This window comes from Paraperlucidibaca baekdonensis, assembly GCF_003387535.1.
Lineage (GTDB): Bacteria > Pseudomonadota > Gammaproteobacteria > Pseudomonadales > Moraxellaceae > Perlucidibaca > Perlucidibaca baekdonensis.
Window position 1 is genome coordinate 1 of record NZ_QUNR01000003.1, and the last position, 24,075, is coordinate 24,075.

Sequence of the window (24,075 nt, forward strand, 5' to 3'; positions counted from 1 at the left end):
GCAGTAGCCATGTGAAAGTAGGTCATTGCCAGGCACCTAATGCAACAGCCCTCGTCAGAAATGACGGGGGCTTTTTGCTGTCTGGGGTTTGGAAATTCGATACGAAAACATATTTGGGAGAGAAGGCATCTTGACTGAAGCAGCTATGCCGCGCACCTCGGATACAACACCTCCTGCATTAGCGCGTGGCGTGTACCGGCATTATAAAGGCGCGCATTACCACGTACTGGACTTGGTGCGCCACTCAGAAACCGAGGAGTGGCTGGTGTATTACCGCACCTGTTACGGCGACTGGAGCCGTTGGGTGCGGCCATATGGCATGTTTATTGAGCAGGTTGTTATTGCGGGTGTTGAGCAGCCACGCTTCGATTACGTGGCCGCTGAACTGGCTGAGCTCAATCTTATCGAGCCAGAAAGCTGCCGCTGATGTTAAGCGGTAGCGTCGACAAGGCGCATCGATAAGTCGATGGCGCGGATATCTTTGGTAATGGTGCCCAATGAAATGAAGTCGACACCGGTCTCCGCGATGGCGCGTATGGTGTCGTGATTTACATTGCCTGATGCTTCCAGCGCAATAGCACCCGCAGCGGTCTCCACGGCACGCCGCATATCATCTAGAGAGAAGTTATCGAGCATAATGCGATCGGCTTTAGCAGCAATGGCCTGATTGAGCTCATCGGCATTTTCAACTTCCACCTCAACCAAACGGTCGCTGGCGTATTCACGCGCGGCTGCCACCGCCGCGGCAATCGAGCCGGCCGCCAAAATATGGTTTTCCTTAATCAGAAACGCATCATAGAGCCCGAGGCGATGATTCATCCCGCCACCAACGCGCACCGCGTATTTTTGCGCAATGCGTAAGCCCGGCAGCGTTTTTCGTGTGTCTAATAAGCGCGCCTTCGTGCCCGCCAACAATTGCACGAGCGCATGTGTATGCGTGGCGGTCGCTGAGAGTGTTTGCAGAAAATTCAGCGCGGATCGTTCGGCGGTCAGCAAGCTGCGCGCGCGCCCTGAAATACGCAATAGCTCCGTGCCGGCGGGCACCACTTGGCCTTCTTTGACCTGCCACTCAAGACGCAGCTCGCGATCGACCGAAAGGAAGGTGGCTTCAACCCAAGGCATGCCCGCCATCACCATGTCATCCCGTGTGATGATGCGTGCCTGCGCCTGCTTATCGTGTGGAATTAAAGCAGCAGTCACATCGCCGGTGCCAATATCTTCGACCAGGGCAGACGCCACGTTTGCGGCAAGGGCGGCATCAATCAGTTCAGCTTTCATAATGACTCATTGGCTAGCAAGAAAGGCGTGAGTATAAAGCCACAGGCGCGGATGGTCAGCACTCGCTTGATTGGGTAGTCTTGCTCAATAGCTGAATGCAAAGAGGGCAGCATGAGTCGAACACTAAGCCTGTGTCGCCAGCATTGGCTGCGCGAAGCGCGGCATTGCCCATCGCCATTTTTTAATGCACGACCGCAGGGCGAGGTGTCGCTGACGGTGATTCATAACATTAGCCTGCCGCCCGGACAGTTTGGTGGACCCCATATTGATGCGCTTTTTACTGGTCGGCTAGATGCCAGCGCTCATCCGTACTTTGCTTCGATAGCTGGCCTTGAGGTCTCAGCACATGTGCTAATTCGCCGCGATGGTGAGCTGGTGCAATACGTGGCGTTTGATCAGCGTGCCTGGCATGCCGGCCAGTCGAGCTACCAAGGTCGTGCCAATTGCAATGACTTCGCGATTGGCATCGAAATGGAAGGCTGTGACACACAGGCATTTACCGATTCGCAGTATGATGTGCTGAATGCGTTATTGATCGTGTTGGCTGAGCATTACCCAGCGACGCAACACGCAGTCACCGGCCACAGCGATATCGCCCCCGGGCGTAAGACAGATCCGGGGCCTTATTTTGACTGGTCACGACTCACACAGGCCGAACCAGTAGGGCATTCTCAAGGAGTGAAGACATGACATTATTACTCGCATTGATGGCGGTAGCGGCGTATCACGCCATGCCCGAGCATTGGCGCCATACCTTGGCTTGCCCCGCGACGCGATGGCTGGCCTGGAGCACCACGCTGACGCTATCTGATGCGTTACGCTTGGCGATCGCTGTGTTGCTTCCCATGGTGCTGTTAGTGGTCGGCTTGGCCTTGCTCGATGAGCTCGCCAGTGTCTTTATGTTTCTATTATGCGCGGTGGTCGTTGTGGCTGTTTTTGCTGACAGCGCGGTTGCTCGTGTGGCCACTGATCAGCGCGCCGAATGGACTGAGGCCGAGTGGCCAAGCGACGATGAGCTGCTAGAAAATGCCTTGAGTTTGTCGCGTCAACAGCATCTGCGCCGTCAGTTAAACGAGCTCTTTGCTCCGCTATTTTGGCTGCTGCTAGCCACGCCGGTGGCGGCGCTCGGTTACTACTTGCTGCGTCGTAGCGCGCTTGGTACATCCGATGACGATAATAATTTAGCCTTGAATTGTTTGCGTTTAGCCGATTGGTTGCCGGCGCGTTTACTCGCCATGAGCTTTGCCTTAGCGGGTAATTTTACGGCCACGTGGGGCGTCATCAGCAGCCAATTATTGCGTGCGGAGTCTGTTGCCTATGAGCTCATCGATCACGCCGCCAATGCCGCAGAGCCCATTGCCATTGACCCGTCATTAACGCCAGCGGTTGGTCTCGCCACCGCGATGCATCAGCTCAATAGTCTGCTGCAACGCGCCTTGGTGGTGTGGATGGTCTTTGTGGCGCTGAAAACGCTCTGGCCCGGCATGTGAGGCTGTTGCGGCGAGGCCTGTGGCTTGGGCTGTTAGCGCTGTTGGCACTGCCCGCTTATGCACTGGAGTCCTGGCAGGATGATCAAGGCCAGGCATGGGCAGTGCCTAAGACATTGCCCTCGCGCTGGATCGTTTTGGGGCCACATTTGGTCGACATGGTTCATGAGCTTGGGGCCGCCGAGCGCATTGTTGGCGTGCAAGATGACCATCCCACGCCGGGCCGACACACACGCAGCCTCAGTGGGCATGCCGTGGTGGGCCAGTCTGGCAGCATCAGTGAAGAGCGCGTGCGCGCCCTAGCGCCTGATCTGGTGGTGTTTTGGCCAACAGGTTTATCGCCAGTGCAGCAGCGCCGACTGCGACGTTTGGGTGTGCCGCTCTTGGCTATTGCGCCTGAAACGCTTGAGGCATTGCCCGAGCGTTTGCGCTGGTTAGGCGCCTTGGCGGGTCGAGCGCCGCAGGCCAACGCATTAGCCGATCAAGAGGCGGCGGCCTTGGTGCAGGCGCGTCAACGGTATACGCCTGGCCCCAGACTGCGCGGCTTTTATCAAGTCTGGCAGCAACCACTATTTAGCTTGTCAAAACAGCACCTGGTAAGCCAAGCTATATCGCTATGCGGGGTCGATAGCATTGTGCCGGACGCGACGATTGAGGCGCCGGTCATCAATGTTGAGGCAGTGTTATTGGCGCGTACTGAGATTATCTTGGTGAGTGCGCCCGAGCACGCGCGGGCCACTGCGTTTTGGCGTCGGTTTAGCCGCTTGCCGGCAGCACAAAGCCAGGCCATTGTGGCGGTTGACGATGCCGCCCTAACGCGCCCCGGTTTGTCCTTGTTGCGCGCAATACCTGCGCTTTGCCAAACAGTTATGCCTTGGCGAAACCGACCAAGCGTGCCAGTATCGCCCTGACCGGGCAGTCATCGCATTGCGCTTACCCGCGCTAGCCGAGAGACTGCTCATACTCAGCCCATAAGGCTGTTACCCGCTAAGCCCACAAGGAGGCATGTATGGCGCGGTCCCGTCAGTACGGTGATTCTGATCCTATCGAAACACAAGAATGGTTTGATGCTCTGGCCTCCGTGGCCGACAACGAGTCGCCCGAGCGCGCTCGGCAATTGCTCGAATGGCTGGTTGGCCAAGCCCCGCAATTTGGCATTCAAATTGATCGCTTAAACACCCCTTATTTAAATACCGTGGCACGCGAGAAAGAGCCGCTGATGCCCGGTGACCCCAATCTTGAGTGGCGGCTGCGCTCATTGATTCGCTGGAATGCGCTGGCGATTGTTATGCGCGCCAACCAAAACGATGACGAGCTCGGCGGCCACATTGCCACCTTTGCTTCGTCGGCGACGCTCTATGACGTGGGCTTTAACCATTTTTTCCGCGCCCCCAATAGCGAGCACCTTGGCGATCTGATTTATTACCAAGGCCATTCGGCGCCTGGTATTTATGCGCGTTCATACATGGAAGGCCGCCTAAGCGAAGAGCAGCTCAGCCGTTTCCGTCGTGAAGTCGGCGGTGGCGGTTTGTCGAGCTATCCGCATCCGTGGCTGATGCCCGATTACTGGCAGTTCCCCACGGTGTCGATGGGCTTAGGGCCGATCATGGCGATCTATCAAGCCCACGTGATGAAGTATTTAATCAATCGCGAGCAGTTACCTGACCAAGGCCGCAAGGTTTGGGCGTTTTTAGGCGATGGCGAGATGGATGAGCCCGAGTCCCTTGGCGCCATTGCGCTAGCTGGGCGCGAGAAGCTCGATAACCTGATCTTTGTCATCAACTGCAACTTGCAGCGCCTCGATGGCCCCGTGCGCGGCAATGGCAAAATCATCCAAGAATTAGAGTCGGTGTTTCGTGGTGCGGGCTGGAAGGTCATCAAAGTGGTGTGGGGTAAGAAGTGGGATCCACTACTCGCACGTGATGAATCCGGCGCGTTAAAGCAGCGCATGTTAGAGGCTGTGGACGGCGAATATCAGGCCTTTAAAAACCACGGCGGCGCTTACACTCGCGAGAAGTTTTTCGGCAAATACCCTGAGCTTGCCGAGCTCGTGAAAGACATGAGCGATGACGAAATCGCCCGTCTTGATCGTGGCGGCCACGACCCGTTCAAGGTCTATGCCGCTTATGCCGAAGCGATGGCAGCGAAAGGTCAGCCTGTGGTGATTTTGGCGAAAACCGTGAAAGGTTACGCCACCGGCGCCGGTGAGGCGGCCAATAAAACCCACCAAATGAAGATGCTCGACATCGACTCGCTGAAGATGTTCCGCGACCGTTTCGACATGCCCTTCAGCGATGAGCAACTCGAAGAGCTGCCATTTTTCCGGCCACCAGAAAATAGCCCGGAGATGAAATACCTGCACGAGCGGCGGCAAAAGCTCGGCGGCTATTTGCCGCAGCGTCGTACGGAAAGTGCGTCATTGCCGGTGCCAACGCTGGATCAGCTGAGCACCATCACCACCGGTTCTGAGCGGCCGATTTCCACCACCATGGCCTTGGTGCGCCTGATGGGCGTGCTGCTCAAACAAGAGGGTTTGGGCGAGCGCATTGTGCCTATCGTGCCGGATGAAGCGCGCACCTTTGGTATGGAGGGCATGTTCCGCCAGCTCGGCATTTACTCCAATGTTGGCCAGCTCTATGAGCCCGAAGACAAGTCGCAGCTCACGTATTACCGCGAGGATGTCAAAGGTCAGATCTTGGAGGAGGGCATTAACGAGGCCGGCGCCATGAGCGCGTGGATTGCTTGCGGCACCGCCTACAGCATCCATAATCAGCCGCTAGTGCCGTTTTACTTGTTCTATTCGATGTTTGGTTTCCAGCGCATTGGCGATTTGGCCTGGGCTGCCGGCGACTCGCGCGCGCGCGGTTTCTTGGTCGGCGCGACATCGGGCCGTACCACGCTCAACGGCGAAGGCTTGCAACACGAAGATGGCCATTCGCACGTGCTTGCGGCCACCGTGCCTAACTGCGTGAGCTACGACCCAACCTACAGCTACGAGGTCGCGGTGATCGTGCAAGATGGCTTGCGCCGCATGTTTGGCGAGCAGGAAGATGTTTATTACTACCTGACTACGCTCAACGAAAACTACCCGCACCCGGCCATGCCAGTGGGTTGCGAGGAGGGCATTCGTCGCGGCTTGTATAAATTCCAGTCGGCGAAGCGCGGCAAAGGCCCTGAAGTTCAGCTGATGGGCGGTGGTGCGATCTTGCGCGAAGTCGAAGCAGTTGTGGCCTTGCTCGCAGAGGTAGGCGTGCGCGCTGCGGTGTGGAGCGCCACCAGCTTTACCGAGTTGCGTCGCGAAGGCTTGGATGTGGAGCGCTGGAATGCGCTGCACCCCGATGAAAAACCGCGCACGGCCTGGGTTACTGAGCAACTAGCGGGCAGCAAGGGCCCGATCATTGCTGCTAGCGATTATATGAAAGTGCATGCCGACCAGATTCGTGCCTTTGTACCGGATGGTCGCGCGTATCGTGTGTTGGGCACCGATGGCTTTGGTCGGTCGGACTCGCGCCAGCAGCTGCGCCGGCACTTTGAGGTCGATGCCGTGCAAGTGGCTTATGCCGCGCTCACCGCCTTGCGTGCTAGCGATGATATTTCGCTAGAAGCACTATTGGCGGCTCGCGAGCAATGGGGCATTGACCCCGAGCAAGCCCATTCGGCCACAGCATAAGGAGGGCGCTATGACAAAATCTGTAAAAGTGCCCGACTTAGGGGTTGATGCTGCCGAGGTGATTGAGCTGTTGGTGACGCCTGGTGAGACGGTGAAAAAAGAGCAGCCGATAGCCGTGCTGGAGTCGGATAAAGCCAGCTTGGAGCTGCCGGCGCCAGAAGATGGCGTGCTGACCTCGTGGTCGGTGTCGGTGGGCACGAGCGTGAAAGAGGGCGATGCGCTGTGCGAGATGGACTCGGCGGATGGCGGGTCGAGTGCTGAAAAGCCGGATGCGGCGTCATCGGACAAACCCATGGAGAAAGCACCTCAGGCTGACAACGCCTCAGAAGACGATTCCGAGGCTAATGAGGCCGCTGAAAAATCGCCTCCTGAGACTAAAGCGCCGGCTAAGCAAGAGGCTTTAAAACAGGCTGAGTTCAGCTCAGGCCCCAGCAAAGCCGTGCATGCCGGCCCCGCTGTGCGGCGTTTGGCGCGCGAGTTGGGGGTGGATTTAGCTGCGCTGCCATCGGGTCAAGGGCCCAATGGCCGCCTGCTCAAAGAAGATGTGCATGCCTGGGTGAAGTCGCGCATTAGCCAAGCGCCAGCCAGTAGCGGTGGCCTTAGCATGGGCGAATTGCCACCCGAGCCCGACTACAGCAAATGGGGCGAGATTGAGCTCACGCCGCGCTCGCGCATTCAGCGAAAAACCGCGGAAAACCTTTCGCGTTCTAGTCTGATGGTGCCGCAGGTCACGCAGTTTGATGTGGCTGACATCACCGAGCTGGAGGCCTTTCGCTTAACTCAGCGCGATCGCTTTAAAGCCGATGGCCTTTCGCTGACCATGACCGCGTTGGTGGCAAAAACGGTGGCCTATGTATTGCGCGAAATGCCGCAGTTCAATGCCTCACTGAGCCGCGATGGCGAAAACCTCGTGCTCAAGCAATACGTGAATCTTGGCATTGCGGTAGATACGCCCAATGGTTTGGTGGTGCCGGTGCTGCATAACGCCGATCGCATGAGCCTGCGCGAGATCGCTGAGCAGCTCGGGCGCATGGCTGAGCAAGCGCGCGCGGGCAAGCTGCCGCCAGCGGCTATGCAGGGCGCGAGTTTCACCATTTCATCACTCGGTGGCATTGGTGGCACGGCATTTACGCCACTGGTGAATTGGCCGGAAGTGGGCATTTTGGGCTTATCGCGTGCGGTCAAAGCGCCGGTATGGAATGGCTCTGCGTTTGAGCCACGCCTGCAGCTGCCGCTGTCATTGAGCTATGACCATCGCGTGATTGATGGTGCTGCTGCTGCACGTTTTACCACGCGCTTAGGGGCATTATTGGCGGATATTCGACAGCTCTTGGTGTAATGAGTGTGGCCATAAAAAAACACCGCGGCCGTTTGAGGTCGCGGTGTTTTTATTTGATCAATGACTTCAATCACGCTTACGCCACAACACCTCGCTGCCGCCGTCAGCGCGCGCGAGCTGCCGGGCCAGCACAAAAAAGTAATCCGATAAGCGATTGAGATACATCAGTGCCTGCGGATTCACGGCTTCCACATCGGCCAAACTCAAGGTGCGCCGCTCGGCACGCCGCGACACCGTGCGTGCCACATGCGCCGCCGCCGCTGCTGGCGAACCGCCGGGCAAAATAAAATCCTTCAGTGCCGGCAGGTCGGCATTGATCGCGTCAATAGCGGCCTCTAGACGCTCCACATATGCCGGCGTGACCAGCTCATAGCCAGGGATGCACAGCTCCCCTCCGACATCAAACAGGTCATGCTGAATATGCTCCAGCATGGCCTGTGCTGCGTGGTCTGCCGCGAGACAGGCGCGTAATACGCCGACCTGCGCATTAGTCTCATCGGTGCAACCATAGGCTTCCACGCGCAGGGCATCTTTGCGTACGCGCGTGCCATCGCCAAGACCGGTGCTGCCGTCATCGCCGGTGCGCGTGTAGATTTTCGATAAACGATTGCCCATGGTGCTGCTCCTGAAAAATTAGTGAAGGCTTAGAAGCGATAGTTAGCTGTCACATAACCACTGCGGTCAGCCATACGATAGCCTTTAGCTAACTCGTAGTCTTTGTCGGTAATGTTGTCTAGGCGCAGGCCAAGATTCAGCTGCTTCAAAATTTGCCACTGTGCATAGGCATTAAAAGTGGCAAAGCCATCATTACGTCCGCCAAAGTCATCTGTTTTATTTCGAGAAAGATGTTGAGCGCCAATCGTTACGGTATCGTTAACGGCGTAATTGATGTGTGCATTGAGCTGCAGGCGAGGGCGGCGAAGCAGGGCCGCACCTGTGTTTTCGTCTTTGCTGCGAGCGCGAGTTACACCAACGCTATAGCTCACGCGACCTTGTTTACCGCTAAGGTCCAGTTCGACGCCTTCTAGTGTTACAGATGTCGTGTTGGCAAGTTTAAAGCCTGGGCCAAAATTGATCAGATCCTGCACATCGGTACGATACATGTTTACGCTAACCTTATGGTTAGGTAGATAGCGCCAAATCGCACCAATGTCGTGCTGGCGGCTGGTTTCTGGCCTCAAGTTTGGGTTATTAGAGGCGAAGCTGTCGTCGAAAAGTTCGGCAGCAGTTGGTGCGCGAAAGTTTGTGCCATAGCCGGCGTAAACATCGACTGCAGTTGACACTGCGTAGCCAATACGCACGGCGCCAGTATTTTGCACGCCCCATTGTTCGTGGTTTTCATAGCGCCCGCTTAGACGGTAGCTGATATCGCCCAAGTAATTTTCATTAATGAGGTAGGCGGCATGATCGTTCAGAGAGCGGTTGATGCTTGATGATTGAGTTTTTTCGTAGCTGGCATTTAAGCCGCCGGTTATGGTGCCGAAAACATGTGTTTTGATGGTATGCAGCCAGTCGATACTGTTGCGCAGGGTGTTAATTTTGTTTGTACCAAAACTATTTTGGTTAGATAGAAGGGTTTTGTTATGACCAAAGCTCAAGCTTTGTTTGTAGTCTTTTGATAACTCGGTTTCGTAAGCAAGATTCACAATAGATAAGTTGCCGTCTGTTTCACCATCGTCATATTCAGAGCGCTGCTCTTTAAAAATAGCAGAAGCATCCAAGGAACTTGAGGCGCTCATTTCATGACTCGCAAATAAACGAGCGGTGCGTTGACGGCCACCATCTTTATCTGGTGAGTTGACAAAGAAGTTTGCGGCTTCGAAATTCTCATTGCCGGCGTTAAAACCTTGAGTATCTAGCTGGCCAAATGATGCGCCAAGCTTAGTGCTCTTGCTGTTGTGATTTAGGTTAACGGTGCTTTCTAATGTGCCGTAGCTGCCTGCACGCACGCTAATACTGTTTTGGTTTCCTCGTCGCGTGAATATGTGAATCACACCTCCCATGGCATCTGAGCCGTATTGGCTACTGTAGCCGCCACGGAGTACCTCAACTCGCTCAATGTCGTCAGCGCGGAGTAATGAAAAGTCGAACTGGCCTACGTTGCTATCATTTGCACGCACGCCATCGATTAAAACCAATACTTGCTTAGCGGCGAAGCCACGTAGAAAAACGCCAGTCGCTGTCAGTGAGCCACCATTTGGCGTTATGGCAATACCGTTAGCGTTTTGGAGGATGTCAGCTAGCGTTGCCGCCTGCTGCTGCTCAATATCGGCACGCGTGATGACGGTGGCGGCATCTAGGCGTGCATTTGATTGTTCTAAAGATCGGCTAGCGGTAATGACGACTTCGTCAAGGCTTGGGGTGCTTGCGGCTAAAGCAGGAAATGCTCCGAAGGCAACGATTGGGGCTAAAAATAACGGTAGGTGTTTCATTGTGTGAATGACTCTCGTGCTGTTTGCATCCCCGCAAACAAAACTTGGGAAATGCCAGCACGAAGGTTGCCTGCACCAAGATGGTGCAAGCGAGCTTCGGATAGAGCGCCCACCGCGCTGGCCGTTGTGCAAAAGCCGGTCTCCGGGCTGACTGGCGGGCTGTAAAAGCCACAAGTGCTCGCCTTCCCATCTTGTTAGACAGTGGCGGTTGAGCACCTTAACCAGGGTCACCGTTGCGGGGGCAGCGTTGGGTTTACACCAACTTCCCGTCCGTTCATCGGAACGGACCAGTGCGAACACTGGACACTTTTGCGGCGTATAGTGTGGTCAAGCGTGCAAACTTTGTCCATTGCTTTCATGTGCTGTGGCGGTTTTGTAGCGATAGTGCTGGCCTGTCCAACCAAAGGTGCTACAGATTGCTTACAAAATTGACCGTTCATCGCCAGTCCCGCAGACAGGCGGCATTGACCCGATGCCCCCAAATGGCGCATATCTGACAGCCGTTGGAAATAACAATAACGAGGCCTTACATGAAACACACTGCTCTCCGCCCAAAACGCCTGCCACTCGTGGCAGCGATTGCCGCCATCGGCATGATGGGCTCCATCCCTGCTCATGCTGTTCAATTTGATGTGACTGATGAAGTCACGGGGTCGTTCGACACAACACTGACTTACGGTGCATTGTGGCGTGTGACTGGGCAAGACAAGCGCCTGTTACTTCCTGCCAATGGTGGTGTTCGTAACAGCGGTAACTACGACAACGGCAACGCTAACTATGAGCGCGGTGACTTAGTATCTTCTTTGTTTAAAATGAACAATGATATTGCACTGAATTATAAAAACTTTGATGCATTTTTCCGTGTTTTATCTTTTTACGATCACGCTATTCAAAACAAGGACTTTGATCCTAACAGAGCCGATCAGCGAACCATTCGTAACCGCCTAGGTCACGACTATGAGATTTACGACGCTTATGTTCGTGGTAATTTCGATATTGGTGAGAGAAATTTAGGTGTTCGTGTTGGTAAGCAAGTAATTAGCTGGGGTGAAAGTACATTTATTCCTAACGGTATCAATACACTAAATCCAGTCGATGTGGCAAAGCTACGAGCGCCAGGTTCTGAGCTCAAGGAAGCATTTCTACCCATTGGCATGGCACAAATGACGCTCGATATAACAGACAACCTGAGTGTAGAGCTTGTTAGTCAATATCAGTGGCGTGCTACGCGTATCGAGCCTAATGGCTCATATTTTAGTACTAATGATTTCGCCTCACCTGGTGGTTCAAAAGTTTTAATTGCTTCAGCAGCAGCCAATGAAAATTCTCCTGGATATATTGATATAAATGAAATTAATCCTGCACTAGCTCCTGGCTTATATACCCCATCAAATGGCGGTGGTGTATTTATTCCGCGAGCTTCTGATAAGTCACCAAGTGACAGTGGGCAATATGGGTTTGCAGCTAGACTACTTGTGCCAGAGTTAAATAATACTGAATTTGGTATTTATTTCGCTAATTACCATAGCAGGACACCGCTTATATCTGGAAACATCTCCAATCAAAGTCCTACAGATGAGGCATTACAAGTAGGCAGTATTGTTGCGGCAACGGCTTCTAATCTAATGCCAGTTGATGCGGCAACCGCTACAAACCTTGTTCGAGCGCAAAACTCAAGATATGTAGTTGAGTATCCTGAGGATATTACGATGTATGGTTTGAGCTTTAACACTCTTGCTCCTATGGGCATTGCATTACAAGGTGAATATTCATATCGTCCCAATCAGCCACTTCAGCTTGCTGCTAATAACTTATTAGCAGAGCTTTTAACTTTTGGTGCCCCTCCACTGAATACTGGTATTGATGGTTTAAGCGAAACTGATCCTACAGTTAGAGGCCGTTTTGTTGAGGGCTACAAGCGTGTCAAAGCTCATCAATTCCAAATGACTGCAACACAAACTTTTGGCCCACAGTTAGGTGCATCACAATTAATTGGTGTTGCTGAAGTGGGTTATGCTTATTTAGACCTACCTAGCGGCATTGACTTTAACGGTACTGGTTTAGATTACACAACTAACATTACTAATAAAGGTATTATGACTCGCAACTCTTATGGTTATCGTGCTGTCATGCGAGCTAACTATAATAATGCCTTCCGGTCAGTAAACATTATTCCACGTATTGCCTTTTCTCATGACCTACGCGGTACCAGCCCAACATTTACACAAGGAAATAAGGCGGTGAGCATTGGTATCGGTGCTGAATATTTGAGTAGCTGGCAGGCAGATATCTCATACACAAACTTTTTTGGTGGAGAGCAAATCACGCAAGCAAACTCTGGAAATGCCGCTTTAGTTCAGCCTGTATCTCAATCAACCACTCAAGCCCTTGGCGACCGCGATTTCATCGCCGCCTCTGTTAGCTACTCCTTCTAATCACAAATAAAAGAGAGAAACCTTTTATGAAAAATATGACGAAACATTTATTGGCCGCTGCCATTGCAGCGACCGTGGCCATGCCAGCGTTTGCGGTGGTTAGCGCCGACGAAGCGGCGAAGCTGGGCAAGTCGCTCACGCCCATGGGTGCTGAGCAGGCGGGCAACGCGGCGGGTACCATTCCGGCGTGGACTGGCGGTATCACCTCGCCAGGTGCTGGTTTCAAAACCGGCAACCACTACAAAGACCCGTACAACGACAAGCCGTTGTTCACAATCACGGCGGCAAATGCCGCTGAGTACAAAGACAACCTCAGCGCCGGCCAAATGGCGATGCTGAAAAAGTATCCTGACTGGAAACTGGTGGTCTACCCAACACGCCGTAGCTCATCGTTCCCGAAAGGTCACTACGATGAAACCATGGCCAACGCCACGCGTGCATCGTTGACCGATGGCGGTAACGGCATCAAAGGCACCGACGGTGGTGTGGCTTTCCCAATCCCGAAAAATGGTCTGGAAGTGATCTGGAACCACCTCACACGCTACCGCGGTGAGGCGTATGCCACGAACTGGAGCCAAGCGGCTGTTACGCGTAGCGGTTCCTACACTCCCGTGCGCTTCGAATATGAGTTTGAATTTCACTATGGCAGCTTGACCAAGCCGAAAGCTGAGCGTGAAGACAACAAGCTCTTCAACTTCCTGCAAAAAGTCACCGCGCCTGCACGTTTGGCTGGTGCCATCTTGCTGGTTCACGAATACGCTGACCAAGTCAAAGATCCACGCCGTGCATGGACCTACAACCCCGGTCAGCGCCGTGTGCGTTTGGCGCCAAACGTGGCCTATGACAACCCCGGTACCGCGGCCGATGGCCTGCGTACCAACGATGACTTCCAAATGTTCAACGGCGCAACTGACCGCTACAACTGGAAACTCGTGGGTAAAAAAGAGATCTACATTCCGTATAACTCGTACAAAATCAGCGGCAACGAGCTGAAAATGGAAGATGTACTGAAGCCTGGCCACATCAACCCCGATGCCGCACGTTATGAGCTGCACCGTGTGTGGGTTGTTGAGGCGACACTGAAGCCCGGCACCAGCCACATCTACTCAAAACGTACGTTTTATGTCGACGAAGACTCCTGGATGAACGTGTTGCAAGATTCCTACGATGGCCGCGGCCAACTCTGGAGAACATCCGAGCAGCACAACGTGAACTACGCCGACGTGCCCATGCAGTACCCCACCGTGGAGGTCCACAACGACCTGCAGTCGGGTCGCTACTTGGCCATGAGCCTGCGTAACGACGAGAAAGAAGTGTATGTGCCAATCAAACGCACAGCCGCCGACTTCTCGCCCAATGGCCTACGCCGTGCCGGTGTTCGCTAAGCGCTAATGTGGTGAATGAAGCCAGCCTTCGGGCTGGCTTTTTTTGTCTAAATATTGAGGTTTATCATGCTAATGCCATCGTTTCGTGTGGTTTGCGGGTTGCTATCTTTTGTGTCGATTAGTGTGGTTGCCGCACCCGCCGCGCTCACGCCCATAGGCGCCGAAAGTGGTGCTAATGCCGCCGCAACTATTCCGGCGTGGGCCGGTGGTTTAACGAAGGTCGCAGCGGGTTTCAAAGAGGGCGATCATTACCGCAACCCATTCCCCGACGATAAACCGCTCTACACCGTGACGGCTGCCAATATGGCCAGTCATGCGGCGAATTTGACGGTCGGCCAGCAGGCTTTGTTGAAGAAATATCCGTCATGGAAAATGACGGTATACCCCACGCGTCGCACCGCGGCGTATCCGCAAGCGGTTTATGACGCAACGGCTGAGAATCCCGCGCGCGTGCAATTAGTCGATGGTGGTAACGGCTTTATTGGTACTTCGGTGGGTGTGCCATTTCCGCAGCCCAAAGTGGGTGTGGAGGTGATCTGGAATCACATCACTGCTTATCGTGGTGATAGCTTTACCACCAGCAGTCGACAAGTGGCAGTAACAGCATCGGGCGATTACACGCCGGTGCGTTTCGAGACAGTCTTTGACTTTCATTACAACAACTTGAAGAAAGCGCCAGAAGACCGCGAGCCCAACAAGCTGGTGAACTTTATGCAATCGACCACGGCGCCGGCACGCCTGGCGGGCCAGGCATTGTTGGTGCATGAGTATATCGATCAAACCAAAAATCCGCGCATGGCCTGGACCTATAATCCGGGTCAGCGCCGCGTGCGTTTGGCGCCTAATGTGGCTTATGACAACCCCGGTGCCGCCTCCGATGGCCTGCGCACCAACGATGACTTCGCGTTATTTAACGGTGCCACTGATCGTTATGACTGGCAGCTAGTGGGCAAAAAAGAATTGTTGGTGCCATACAACAGCTATGCGCTCGGCAGCGATGCCTTGAAGATCGACGACATTGTTCGGCCGGGGCACATCAATCCAGACCACGCGCGCTATGAGCTGCACCGCGTGTGGGTGGTGGAGGCGCGTCTGAAAAAGGGCATCAGCCATCTGTACAGCCGCCGCACGTTTTACGTTGATGAAGACTCGTGGAGCATTGTAGTGGCCGACACTTACGATACGCGCAATCAACTCTGGCGTGTGTCTGAGCTGCATACCCTGCAAGCGCCAAATATCCCGGCATTATTGCCCGCGGCTGAGGTGCATCACGACTTGCTGTCGGGGCGTTATTTGGTGTCGGGCTTGATTAACGAAGAGTCGCAAGTGTATCGGCGCGCCAACTACCGCTCGGGTGATTTTTCGCCAAGTGCCTTGCGCCGTGCGGGTACGCGCTAAGCTGCTGGCGCTTCTTTTGCGGAGTGTCTTTTTTGAACAACTGATGTGGCAGCGCTTGTGAGGTACTTATTACATAGGTATAAGTAGGCAAGCGTTGCCCTATTAGAAAAATAAAAAAGGTACTCACCATGACCCATCGGGTGTTAGGTCGGCCACGACCACTTGCTTTAGCTGTCGCACTGTTGTCTAGCTCTTTTATTTTGCCATCTCATGCGGCTCGCTTCGATTTTGCCGAAGGCGAGGGCACGTTTGTTTTCGACACCACCTTGTCTGTTGGTACGCTGATTCGCGCCGAAGATCGTGATCCGCGCATTGTCGGCATCGTTAATGGCGGCACCTCGCGCAGTGTCAACGAAGACAGCGGCAACCTAAATTACGAAAAAGGCGAAGTGGTTTCGACCGTCTTAAAAGCCAGCCACGACATGGATATTTCCTATGGCCGCACAGGTTTATTCGTGCGCTTTGGTTATGCTGCTGACTTGGCCGCGCAAGATAAAGAAGAGCTGCCGCTCTCGGCAAGAAAGCGCTTAGAGTTCGATTCGCAAGTATTTGACTGGTACTTACGCCACAGCTTCGATATTGCTGGTCGTCGCCTTAATGTGCGTGTTGGTAGCCAAGTGGTGAGCTGGGGCGAGGGCGCGTTGATTCAAGGCGGCATCAACACCATTAACCCGATCGATTTGCAGCGCTTGCGTGTGCCGGGCTCTGAGCTAAAAGAGGCGTTTATTCCGGTGCCCATGGTCTGGGCTTCGCAGCAAATCACCGATGACATCACCCTCGAAGCGTTTTATCAGCTGAAATGGGAGCACTTCGAAATCGACCCCATGGGCACCTTCTTTAGTACTACCGATGTATTCAGTAATGGTGGCGAAGAGGCGTTTACTGGGTTTGGTCGTACGCCGGATCGTAACTCGCCGGGATTTTCACCTGAGGATGCACAAGCAGGTGCTGTGCCGCGCGGGCCAGATCGTGACGCTAAAGACAGCGGTCAGTTTGGTGCGGCGCTACGCTGGCTAGTTGGCGATACTGAGCTAGGCTTTTATGGCATGAATTATCATAGCCGCCTGCCATTGGCGAGCACGGTTGCAGGCACGCCTACAAATGCAGCGCTTCCATTTTTGCGGGACGCGAATACAGCTAGTGTATTTGCCGAATATCCGGAAGATATTCAGCTGTTTGGCATTAGCTTCAATACCCCAGGCCCATTTGGTATTGCCTTGAGCGGTGAGTATTCATATCGCCCTAATTTACCCGTACAGATTAGCACTACCGAGTTAACCTTAGCGGCGCTCGGCCTGCCAAACCAAGCAGGAGCCCCCAATAATCCTGATCCGGGCACGGAAATTCGTGGCTATCGCAGTGTAGAGGCGCATCAGTTCCAAATTTTAGCGATTAAAGCCATTCCGAACATATTGGGTGCTACACAAGCTATCGCCTTGTTCGAGGCGGCCGCTTTCTATCAAGACTTGCCTGATGGCATCTTGTTTAATGGTCCGGGTGTATATTTGCCGGGAGCACAAACTGACGGTCAGGTATCTGTCGCGGGTGTCCCTACGACCTTTCAATATCCTAACCCGATTGTGGCAAATGGCTCGGTACAGCCTGAGGGTGAAGGTTATGCAACAAAAGAGTCTTATGGGATTCGTCTCATTGGTCGCCTAGAGTATGCAGATGTTTTTGCTGGTGTGAACTTACTGCCACGGATTGTTTATGCCAGCGACATTAAGGGTGTGAGTCAATTCTTTAATGAGGGTGCCCAGTCAATTTCAGTGGGGGTAAACGCGATTTACAACCAAGTCTGGAGTGCCGACTTCTCATACACCAACTTTTTTGGTGGGCGAGTCCTCAAGGGTACTGATTGCCAGTCTAGCTTGACTGGCACAGTTGGGCCGCTGTCAACAGGTGTGCTGCAAGCTGTTGGCAATGTAGTCAATGGTGTTATTACCCCGCAAACACAAGGTGACTTAGCGTGCGGGGCGCCCGCTGGCCCAACGGCGTTGCCAAATGGTCAATCACGCAACTTCGAAAGCCATACCAACCCCAATATTGACCGTGATTTCTTTGCGGCCAGCTTGAGCTATTCATTCTAAAAACAACAAAAACACGGAGCGTATTATGCGATTTTCACAACTTACTCTCGCCGCCGCCTTGGGCGTGCTGAGTGCCCCAGTTTGGGCAGTCAGCGCCGATGAGGCCGCTAAGCTAGGCACTGAGCTGACACCCATGGGTGCCGAAAAAGCCGGCAATGCTGAAGGTACGATTCCGGCTTGGAATGGTGGCATCAGCAAGGCGCCAGCAGGCTTTGAAGAGGGTGATCATTACCCCAATCCGTTTGCCGATGAGAAGCCAAAGTTCACCATCAGTGCCGCCAATATGGGCCAGTATGCCGCCAACCTCACGGCAGGCCAGCAGGCGCTATTGAAGAAATACCCCACGTGGAAAATGAATGTTTACCCCACGCATCGCACGGCGGCATTCCCGAAGGCGATTTATGATGCATCGAAGGAAAATGCCACGCGCGTGAAGCTTGCCCCAGGTGGCCTAGGCTTCGATGGTACGTCGGTTGGCGTGCCATTCCCCATTCCGAAAACGGGTGTGGAGCCGATTTTGAACCACATCACTGCGTATCGTGGCGATAGTTTTGCGGTGAGCAACCAGCAAGTGGCGGTGACTTCTGGCGGTAGCTATACACCGGTGCGTTTTGAGTACGAATACGACTTCCACTACAACAACCTGCGCAAGTCGGCGGGTGATCGCGAAGAAAACAAGCTCACCAACTTCTTGCAAACTGTGACAGCGCCGGCGCGATTGGCCGGTCAGGTGCTGTTGATTCACGAATACATCAATCAAATCAAAAACCCACGCCAAGCCTGGAGCTACAACCCCGGTCAGCGTCGCGTGCGATTAGCGCCCAATGTGGCTTACGACAATCCCGGTGTGGCAGCAGACGGTTTACGAACCAACGACGATTTCACGCTGTTTAACGGTGCCACTGATCGCTATAACTGGACTCTTGTCGGAAAGAAAGAGATCTATGTGCCGTACAACTCGTATGATTTAGGCAGTAATAAATTGAAGCTGGATGACTTGATTCAGCCGGGCCACATCAATCCTGACCACGCACGTTATGAGTTGCACCGCGTGTGGGTTGTTGAGTCCACGCTAAAAGAGGGCACTAGCCATATTTACAGCCGCCGCACGTTCTACATTGACGAAGACTCTTGGACTATTTTGGCTGTAGATGCTTACGATGGTCGTGGTCAATTATGGCGTGTTGCCGAGCAACATGTCGTTCAAGCATTTGATATTCCCGGCATCAACCCCAGCGCCGAAGTGCACCACGATTTGCAATCGGGTCGCTACTTAGCCATGGGCTTGGTTAACGAGGAGTCCCGTGTGTATCGGCGCATCAAGCGCAATGCCTCGGACTTCTCGCCATCGGGCTTGCGAAACATGGGTACCCGTTAACCCGAAGCGTTTATTGTTAAAGGAAGCGTGATTATGTCGAAAGCCATTCCGGCGTTATTTTTGGTGTTTGTTGCGGCTACCCTGAGCTATGCCTTCTCGCATCGCTCCGGGCCACCACTACCCGCCACCGAAGTGCAACTCACCACCACCATGATGATGTCGGTCGCGGAGGTGGGCGATTTGCGGGTCGGTGTTGGTGAGCGTGGCCGTATTTTTAGACAAACCGCCAATGACACGGCGTGGCAAACGATTAAGTCACCCACCGAAACAACGCTAACCCGCGTGGTGTTTTTCAACGCCTCACGCGGGCTGGCGGTGGGCCATGACTCGATCATTCTGCTGACTGATGACGGTGGGCTGACATGGGCCGTGGTGCACGACGACCCAGACTACGAAACCCCGCTGCTCGATGCGCAGTTCATTGACGCCGATCACGCGTACGCTATTGGTGCTTATGGCCTCTTTATGGAAACCAAAGACGGCGGCAAAACCTGGGCCACGCGTACGATTTTGCCTGAGGGCGGTGACCGTCACCTCAATGCCATGGCGAAGTTGGGCGATGGCAGCTTGGTGATTGTTGGCGAGCTTGGCACGGTTTTGCGGTCGAGTGATGCAGGCGCTACGTGGCAAAAAATTCCGTCACCTTATGACGGCACCCTGTTTGGTGTGCGTGCCGTGGGCGATACCGATGTGGTGGGCTTTGGCATGCGCGGCAAAATTGTTCGCAGTAATGACAGCGGCATGAGCTTTTCAGAAATTGCCAGCCCGGTAACCACGTCGCTGTTTGGCTCGACGTTATCGGCGACTGGCCAGTTATTACTTGTGGGTCAAAGCGGCGAAGTATTAAGTAGCCGTGATGGCGGCTTAACGTTTAGCCAATCAAAAGTCGATGGCAGTCCCATGCTGACTTCGGTGCTTGAAACCGCCTCCGGTGCGCTTGCTTTTGGCGAGCAAGGCACTCATCCCATTCGTATTAACTGATCAGGACGCTATTTATGAGTATGCAAGGCTTTGTGCAGTCGCTGTCTGATCTACTGTTTGGACGGCGTAAATTTTTCCTCGGTTTGTTTGCGGTAATGACCGTATTGCTGGGTATGTCCGCCTCGCAGCTGCGTGTCGATGCCGGCTTTGCGAAGATGATTCCGCTCGAACATCCCTACATGAAAACCTTTACGGAATATCAAAAAACCTTCGGTGGTGCCAACCGCGTATTGATCGCGCTGCGCACCAAAGATGGCAAAGATATTTACAATCCTGAGTTTTTTGATTCCCTGAAAAAGGTCACTGACGAGGTGTTCTTTTTGCCCGGTATTGACCGTGCCACGGTGACCTCGCTGTTTACACCCAATGTGCGTTTTATTGAGGTGGTTGAAGAAGGTTTTGCCGGCGGTAACGTGATTCCGGCGACTTTCCAAGGCACGCCCGAGGACTTAGAAAAGGTCCGTAGCAATGTGCTGAAGTCTGGTCATGTGGGGCGTTTGGTGTCGAACGATTTCCAAGGCGCGATGATTACCTCATCGTTATTGGAGGTTGATCCGACCACGGGTGAGAAGCTCGACTACCAAGTGGTGGCGAAAAAGCTCGAAGATATTCGCAGCAAATACGCCAACGACAATGTGGATATTCACATCATCGGTTTTGCTAAGGCCGTGGGCGACATCGCCCAAGGTGCCGCCGGCGTGCTGGTATTTTTCGTGGTGGCGTTTTTTATCACCGCCTTGCTGCTGCTGTGGTATTCGGGCTCCGCGAAAATTACTGGCCTAGCGCTGATTTGCGCCATTGTGCCGGTGGTGTGGCTGCTCGGTATTTTGCCGCTGATAGGCTTTGGTATCGACCCGCTGTCTATTCTCGTGCCGTTTTTGATTTTCTCTATTGGCGTCAGTCATGCGGTGCAGATGACCAACGCGTGGAAGCTCGAAGTCGTGGGCGGACATACCCCGTTGGAAGCAGCGCAAGCAGCGTTTTCTAAGCTCTTTGTGCCGGGTGCCATGGCGCTGCTGGCTAATGCCGTTGGCTTTATGGTGATTGTCTTTATTGCTATCGACATTGTGCGTGAGCTGGCGATTACGGCCAGCTTAGGTGTGGCGGTAATGATCATCACCAACAAGATGTTGCTGACGATTTTACTGTCGTACTTGAAGCTTTCGCCGAAAGAAACCGCCAAGCTGCAAGGTCAAGGCGGCGAAGTGCGTGGCGAATGGATGTGGTCGCGCATCAAGGTTTTTGCTACACCGAAAGCCGCAACAGCGGTGCTGGTCGTCACCGCAATTTTGATGGGCGGTGCGGCGCTGAAATCGCGTGATATGAAGACCGGCGACTTAGGCAAGGGCATTCCAGAGTTGTGGGATGACTCGGTCTATAACCAAGACATTGCGGCTATTGTTGATAGCTTCTCGATTGGCGTGGATGTGCTGTCGGTGATCGTGAAAAGTAAAGACATTGATGGCGCTTGCACTGATTTCTCGGTGATGGATTCGATCGATCGCTTCGAGAATTACATGCGCAATGTGCATGGCGTGCAAAGCACGATTTCATTGGCGGGCTTGTCGAAAGTGGTGAATGCCGGCTGGAATGAAGGCAATCCGCGCTGGCGCGTACACTCCCGCAACCAGGCCGTGTTAGCGCAATCGGTGACGCCGATCGACACCGGTACGGGCTTGCTCAACACCGACTGCAGCGTCATGCAGGTGCTTATTTTCACCAAGGATCACCAAGGTGAAACACTGACGCACATCATGCAAGAAGTGAAAGATTACACGGCGGCAAACCCGCATCCAAACATCGACTTCCTGTTGGCTAGCGGTAACGTCGGCATCATGGCGGCGACTAACGAAGCCGTGGATGAAGCCGAAGCCATCATGCTGATGCTGCTGTTCGCGGCGATCTCGTTGCTCTGCTATGCCGAGTTCCGCTCGGTGCCCGCGGTGCTCTGTATTGTGGTGCCCTTGGCGATTGTGGCGGTGCTGTGTAACGCGTTGATGGCTACGCTAGGCATCGGTCTGAAGGTGTCTACGCTGCCAGTGGTCGCACTTGGCGTGGGTGTTGGTGTGGACTATGGCATCTACTTGTTTGAGCGCATGAAACACGCCATGGCCGATGGCGATGACCTGCCGAGCGCCTTCCACAAGGCCTTGCAGCAACGTGGTACAGCGGCTATTTTCACCGCTATTACAATGAGTGTGTCGGTGGGTACTTGGGCATTCTCGGCGCTGAAGTTCCAAGCCGATATGGGTATCTTGCTGGCGTTCTTGTTCTTGGTGAACATGCTCGGTGCCATCTTCGTCTTGCCGGCTTTGGCAGCATTTTTGGTCAAAGATAAGCATGCTAAGAAGGCCTCATAAGCCTTAACTGAGACATAAAAAAGCCGGTCTATATGACCGGCTTTTTTTGGCTCAATAGCTAAATTAGATACTAGGCAAGGTATAGCCAGCGAGCTGTTCGCGCAGCTTCACTTTTTGCATTTTGCCGGTGGCACCGAGCGGGATGGCATCAACAAATACTACGTCATCGGGAATTTGGAACTTACTGATTTTGCCGACAAAGAAGGCCAGTAGCTCGGCGCTAGTCAGTGGGCTATCGGGCTTTTTCACCACCGCAAGCATCGGGCGCTCATCCCACTTTGGATGCGGCATGCCGAGGCAGGCGGCCATCACCACGTCATCGTGCGCCATCGCGAGGTTTTCTACGTCGATGGAGCTGATCCATTCGCCGCCAGATTTGATGACGTCTTTGCTGCGGTCGGTGATTAGCAAATAGCCTTCAGGGTTGATGGTCGCGACATCGCCAGTGGGGAACCAGCCATCGATGAGCGGGTCGCCGCCTTCGCTTTTGAAATAGCTTTGGATGATCCACGGGCCGCGCACCAAGAGCTCGCCTTGGGCTTTGCCATCGTGCGGCAGGGCATTGCCTTCGTCGTCGATAATTTTTAAATCCACGCCATAAACTGGGCGGCCTTGCGTGCAGAGAATTTTCAGCTGCTCATCAGGCGAGAGGCTTAAATGGTGTTTGCGTAGTGAGCAAACCGTGCCCAATGGCGACATTTCGGTCATGCCCCAGGCGTGCAGCACAGTGACATCGTAGACATCGCGGAAGCGCTTGATCATCGCTGGCGGGCAAGCTGAGCCGCCCACTACGGTGCGTTTGAGCGTGCTGAAGTGGAGCTTGGCGTCACTCATGTGCGAGAGCAGCATTTGCCACACGGTGGGCACACCGGCGGCAAAGGTGACTTCTTCGGCTTCCAATAAATCGTGGATGGATTTGCCGTCCATTGCCGGGCCGGGGAAGACCAATTTGCAGCCTACCGCAGCGGCTGAGAAGGGAATTCCCCAAGCATTGACGTGGAACATCGGCACGACCGGCAGCACCACATCGCGCGAGGATAAATTCAGGGCGTCGGGCAGGGCACCAGCATAGGCGTGCAGCACGGTGGAGCGATGGCTGTAGAGCACGCCTTTGGGATTGCCGGTGGTGCCGCTGGTGTAGCACAGGCAGGAGGCGTCGTTTTCGTCGAGTGTTGGCCATGTGTAGGTGGCGGGGTGTTTGGCAATCCAGGCTTCATAGCTGTGCAGATTGTTTAAGCCGGTATCTGTTGGCAGCGCGTCGGCATCGCAGAGTGCAATCCATGCTTTCACGCCGGGGCAGTGTGCGGCAATGCCGTTGATGATGGGCAAGAAGGTCATGTCGAAGCAGACGACTTCATCTTCGGCATGATTGACGATGTAGGCAACTTGCTCAGGATGCAGGCGCGGGTTGATGGTGTGCAGCACGCGGCCACTGCCGGAAACGCCGTAATATAGCTCCATGTGGCGGTAGCCATTCCAGGCGAGAGTACCTACACGGCTGCCTTGGGCGATGCTTAGTTCATCGAGACCGTTGGCGATTTGCCTGGCGCGCTGGGCGCATTCGCCGAAATTGCTGCGATGAATATCGCCTTCCACACGGCGGCTGACAATTTCCACCTCAGGATGGTAGCGCTCGGCGAAGTCGATGAGGCTGGCAATAGACAATGGCGAGTGTTGCATTTGGCCTTGCATAAGGGGGCTCCGGGCAGCGTGAACGCGTGCGCTTGTCGTTATTTTTCAATGGCCTTGGAGTATTGCAAGCCGTATTGCCAATGACTAGTGGCCAAACGCTCAGAATGCAAAAAGCCCGACAAGAGTCGGGCTTTTTTAGACCAACGTCTG

Annotated in this window: 17 protein-coding genes and 1 riboswitch; of the genes, 13 read left to right on the top strand and 4 right to left on the bottom strand. The window is 54.1% G+C overall.

Features of this window, described 5'->3' with window-relative positions; all coding sequences use genetic code 11:
- Positions 1–130: 130 nt before the first annotated feature.
- Positions 131–427 (top strand): DUF1653 domain-containing protein, encoded by a 297-nt coding sequence (locus DFR26_RS06580; protein ID WP_425453358.1) that lies wholly within the window; start codon positions 131–133, stop codon positions 425–427.
- A gap of 2 nt (positions 428–429) precedes the next feature.
- On the opposite strand, the gene nadC is transcribed toward DFR26_RS06580, so the two are convergent.
- A complete protein-coding gene (gene nadC / locus DFR26_RS06585; RefSeq protein WP_116208183.1) occupies positions 430–1,278 on the bottom strand; it encodes a carboxylating nicotinate-nucleotide diphosphorylase in 849 nt (282 codons plus the stop codon).
- 111 nt (positions 1,279–1,389) lie between these two features.
- Between nadC and ampD the strand changes: the two genes are divergently transcribed.
- The 5 genes from ampD (at position 1,390) to DFR26_RS06610 (ending at position 7,774) form a co-directional block, all read left to right on the top strand.
- Entirely contained in the window at positions 1,390–1,968 is a 579-nt protein-coding gene (ampD, locus tag DFR26_RS06590; RefSeq protein WP_116208184.1) for a 1,6-anhydro-N-acetylmuramyl-L-alanine amidase AmpD, read from the top strand.
- Positions 1,965–2,768: a hypothetical protein gene (locus DFR26_RS06595; protein ID WP_116208185.1), complete on the top strand. Its 804-nt coding sequence runs from the start codon at positions 1,965–1,967 to the stop codon at positions 2,766–2,768. The genes ampD and DFR26_RS06595 overlap by 4 nt, the downstream gene beginning before the upstream one ends.
- Positions 2,769–2,773: 5 nt before the next feature.
- A complete protein-coding gene (locus DFR26_RS06600; RefSeq protein ID WP_147300274.1) occupies positions 2,774–3,676 on the top strand; it encodes an ABC transporter substrate-binding protein in 903 nt (300 codons plus the stop codon).
- A 98-nt stretch (positions 3,677–3,774) separates the two neighbouring features.
- Positions 3,775–6,435: a pyruvate dehydrogenase (acetyl-transferring), homodimeric type gene (gene aceE, locus DFR26_RS06605; RefSeq protein WP_116208187.1), complete on the top strand. Its 2,661-nt coding sequence runs from the start codon at positions 3,775–3,777 to the stop codon at positions 6,433–6,435.
- Positions 6,436–6,445: 10 nt separating this feature from the next.
- Complete coding sequence (locus tag DFR26_RS06610; RefSeq protein ID WP_116208188.1) at positions 6,446–7,774, top strand: 2-oxo acid dehydrogenase subunit E2; 1,329 nt, start codon at positions 6,446–6,448, stop codon at positions 7,772–7,774.
- A 66-nt stretch (positions 7,775–7,840) separates the two neighbouring features.
- Here DFR26_RS06610 and DFR26_RS06615 read toward each other — a convergent pair whose 3' ends face one another.
- Positions 7,841–8,389, bottom strand: coding sequence for a cob(I)yrinic acid a,c-diamide adenosyltransferase (locus DFR26_RS06615; RefSeq protein WP_116208189.1), 549 nt, complete (start codon positions 8,387–8,389; stop codon positions 7,841–7,843).
- Between the two features lie 29 nt (positions 8,390–8,418).
- Positions 8,419–10,206, bottom strand: a complete 1,788-nt coding sequence (locus DFR26_RS06620; RefSeq protein WP_116208190.1) for a TonB-dependent receptor plug domain-containing protein — start codon at positions 10,204–10,206, stop codon at positions 8,419–8,421.
- A 116-nt stretch (positions 10,207–10,322) separates the two neighbouring features.
- A riboswitch (cobalamin riboswitch) is annotated at positions 10,323–10,513 on the bottom strand.
- Between the two features lie 223 nt (positions 10,514–10,736).
- Here DFR26_RS06620 and DFR26_RS06625 point away from each other — a divergent pair.
- From DFR26_RS06625 to DFR26_RS06655, 7 genes are all read left to right on the top strand, one after another.
- Positions 10,737–12,641, top strand: a complete 1,905-nt coding sequence (locus tag DFR26_RS06625) for a DUF1302 domain-containing protein (protein ID WP_116208191.1) — start codon at positions 10,737–10,739, stop codon at positions 12,639–12,641.
- A 26-nt stretch (positions 12,642–12,667) separates the two neighbouring features.
- A complete protein-coding gene (locus DFR26_RS06630) occupies positions 12,668–14,026 on the top strand; it encodes a DUF1329 domain-containing protein (RefSeq protein WP_116208192.1) in 1,359 nt (452 codons plus the stop codon).
- A 66-nt stretch (positions 14,027–14,092) separates the two neighbouring features.
- Positions 14,093–15,424: a DUF1329 domain-containing protein gene (locus tag DFR26_RS06635; protein ID WP_116208193.1), complete on the top strand. Its 1,332-nt coding sequence runs from the start codon at positions 14,093–14,095 to the stop codon at positions 15,422–15,424.
- Positions 15,425–15,552: 128 nt separating this feature from the next.
- Positions 15,553–17,514 (top strand): DUF1302 domain-containing protein, encoded by a 1,962-nt coding sequence (locus tag DFR26_RS06640; RefSeq protein WP_116208194.1) that lies wholly within the window; start codon positions 15,553–15,555, stop codon positions 17,512–17,514.
- Positions 17,515–17,539: 25 nt separating this feature from the next.
- The gene (locus DFR26_RS06645; protein WP_116208195.1) at positions 17,540–18,892 is read left to right on the top strand and encodes a DUF1329 domain-containing protein; all 1,353 of its coding nucleotides are present in this window, start codon (positions 17,540–17,542) and stop codon (positions 18,890–18,892) included.
- Between the two features lie 33 nt (positions 18,893–18,925).
- Entirely contained in the window at positions 18,926–19,873 is a 948-nt protein-coding gene (locus DFR26_RS06650; protein WP_116208196.1) for a WD40/YVTN/BNR-like repeat-containing protein, read from the top strand.
- A gap of 14 nt (positions 19,874–19,887) precedes the next feature.
- Positions 19,888–22,233 carry an efflux RND transporter permease subunit gene (locus DFR26_RS06655; RefSeq protein ID WP_220375732.1) on the top strand — a complete coding sequence of 782 codons (2,346 nt, stop codon included), beginning with the start codon at positions 19,888–19,890 and terminating at the stop codon, positions 22,231–22,233.
- A gap of 63 nt (positions 22,234–22,296) precedes the next feature.
- On the opposite strand, the gene DFR26_RS06660 is transcribed toward DFR26_RS06655, so the two are convergent.
- Positions 22,297–23,925 (bottom strand): 3-(methylthio)propionyl-CoA ligase, encoded by a 1,629-nt coding sequence (locus DFR26_RS06660; RefSeq protein ID WP_116208198.1) that lies wholly within the window; start codon positions 23,923–23,925, stop codon positions 22,297–22,299.
- Between the last annotated feature and the right edge of the window lie 150 nt (positions 23,926–24,075).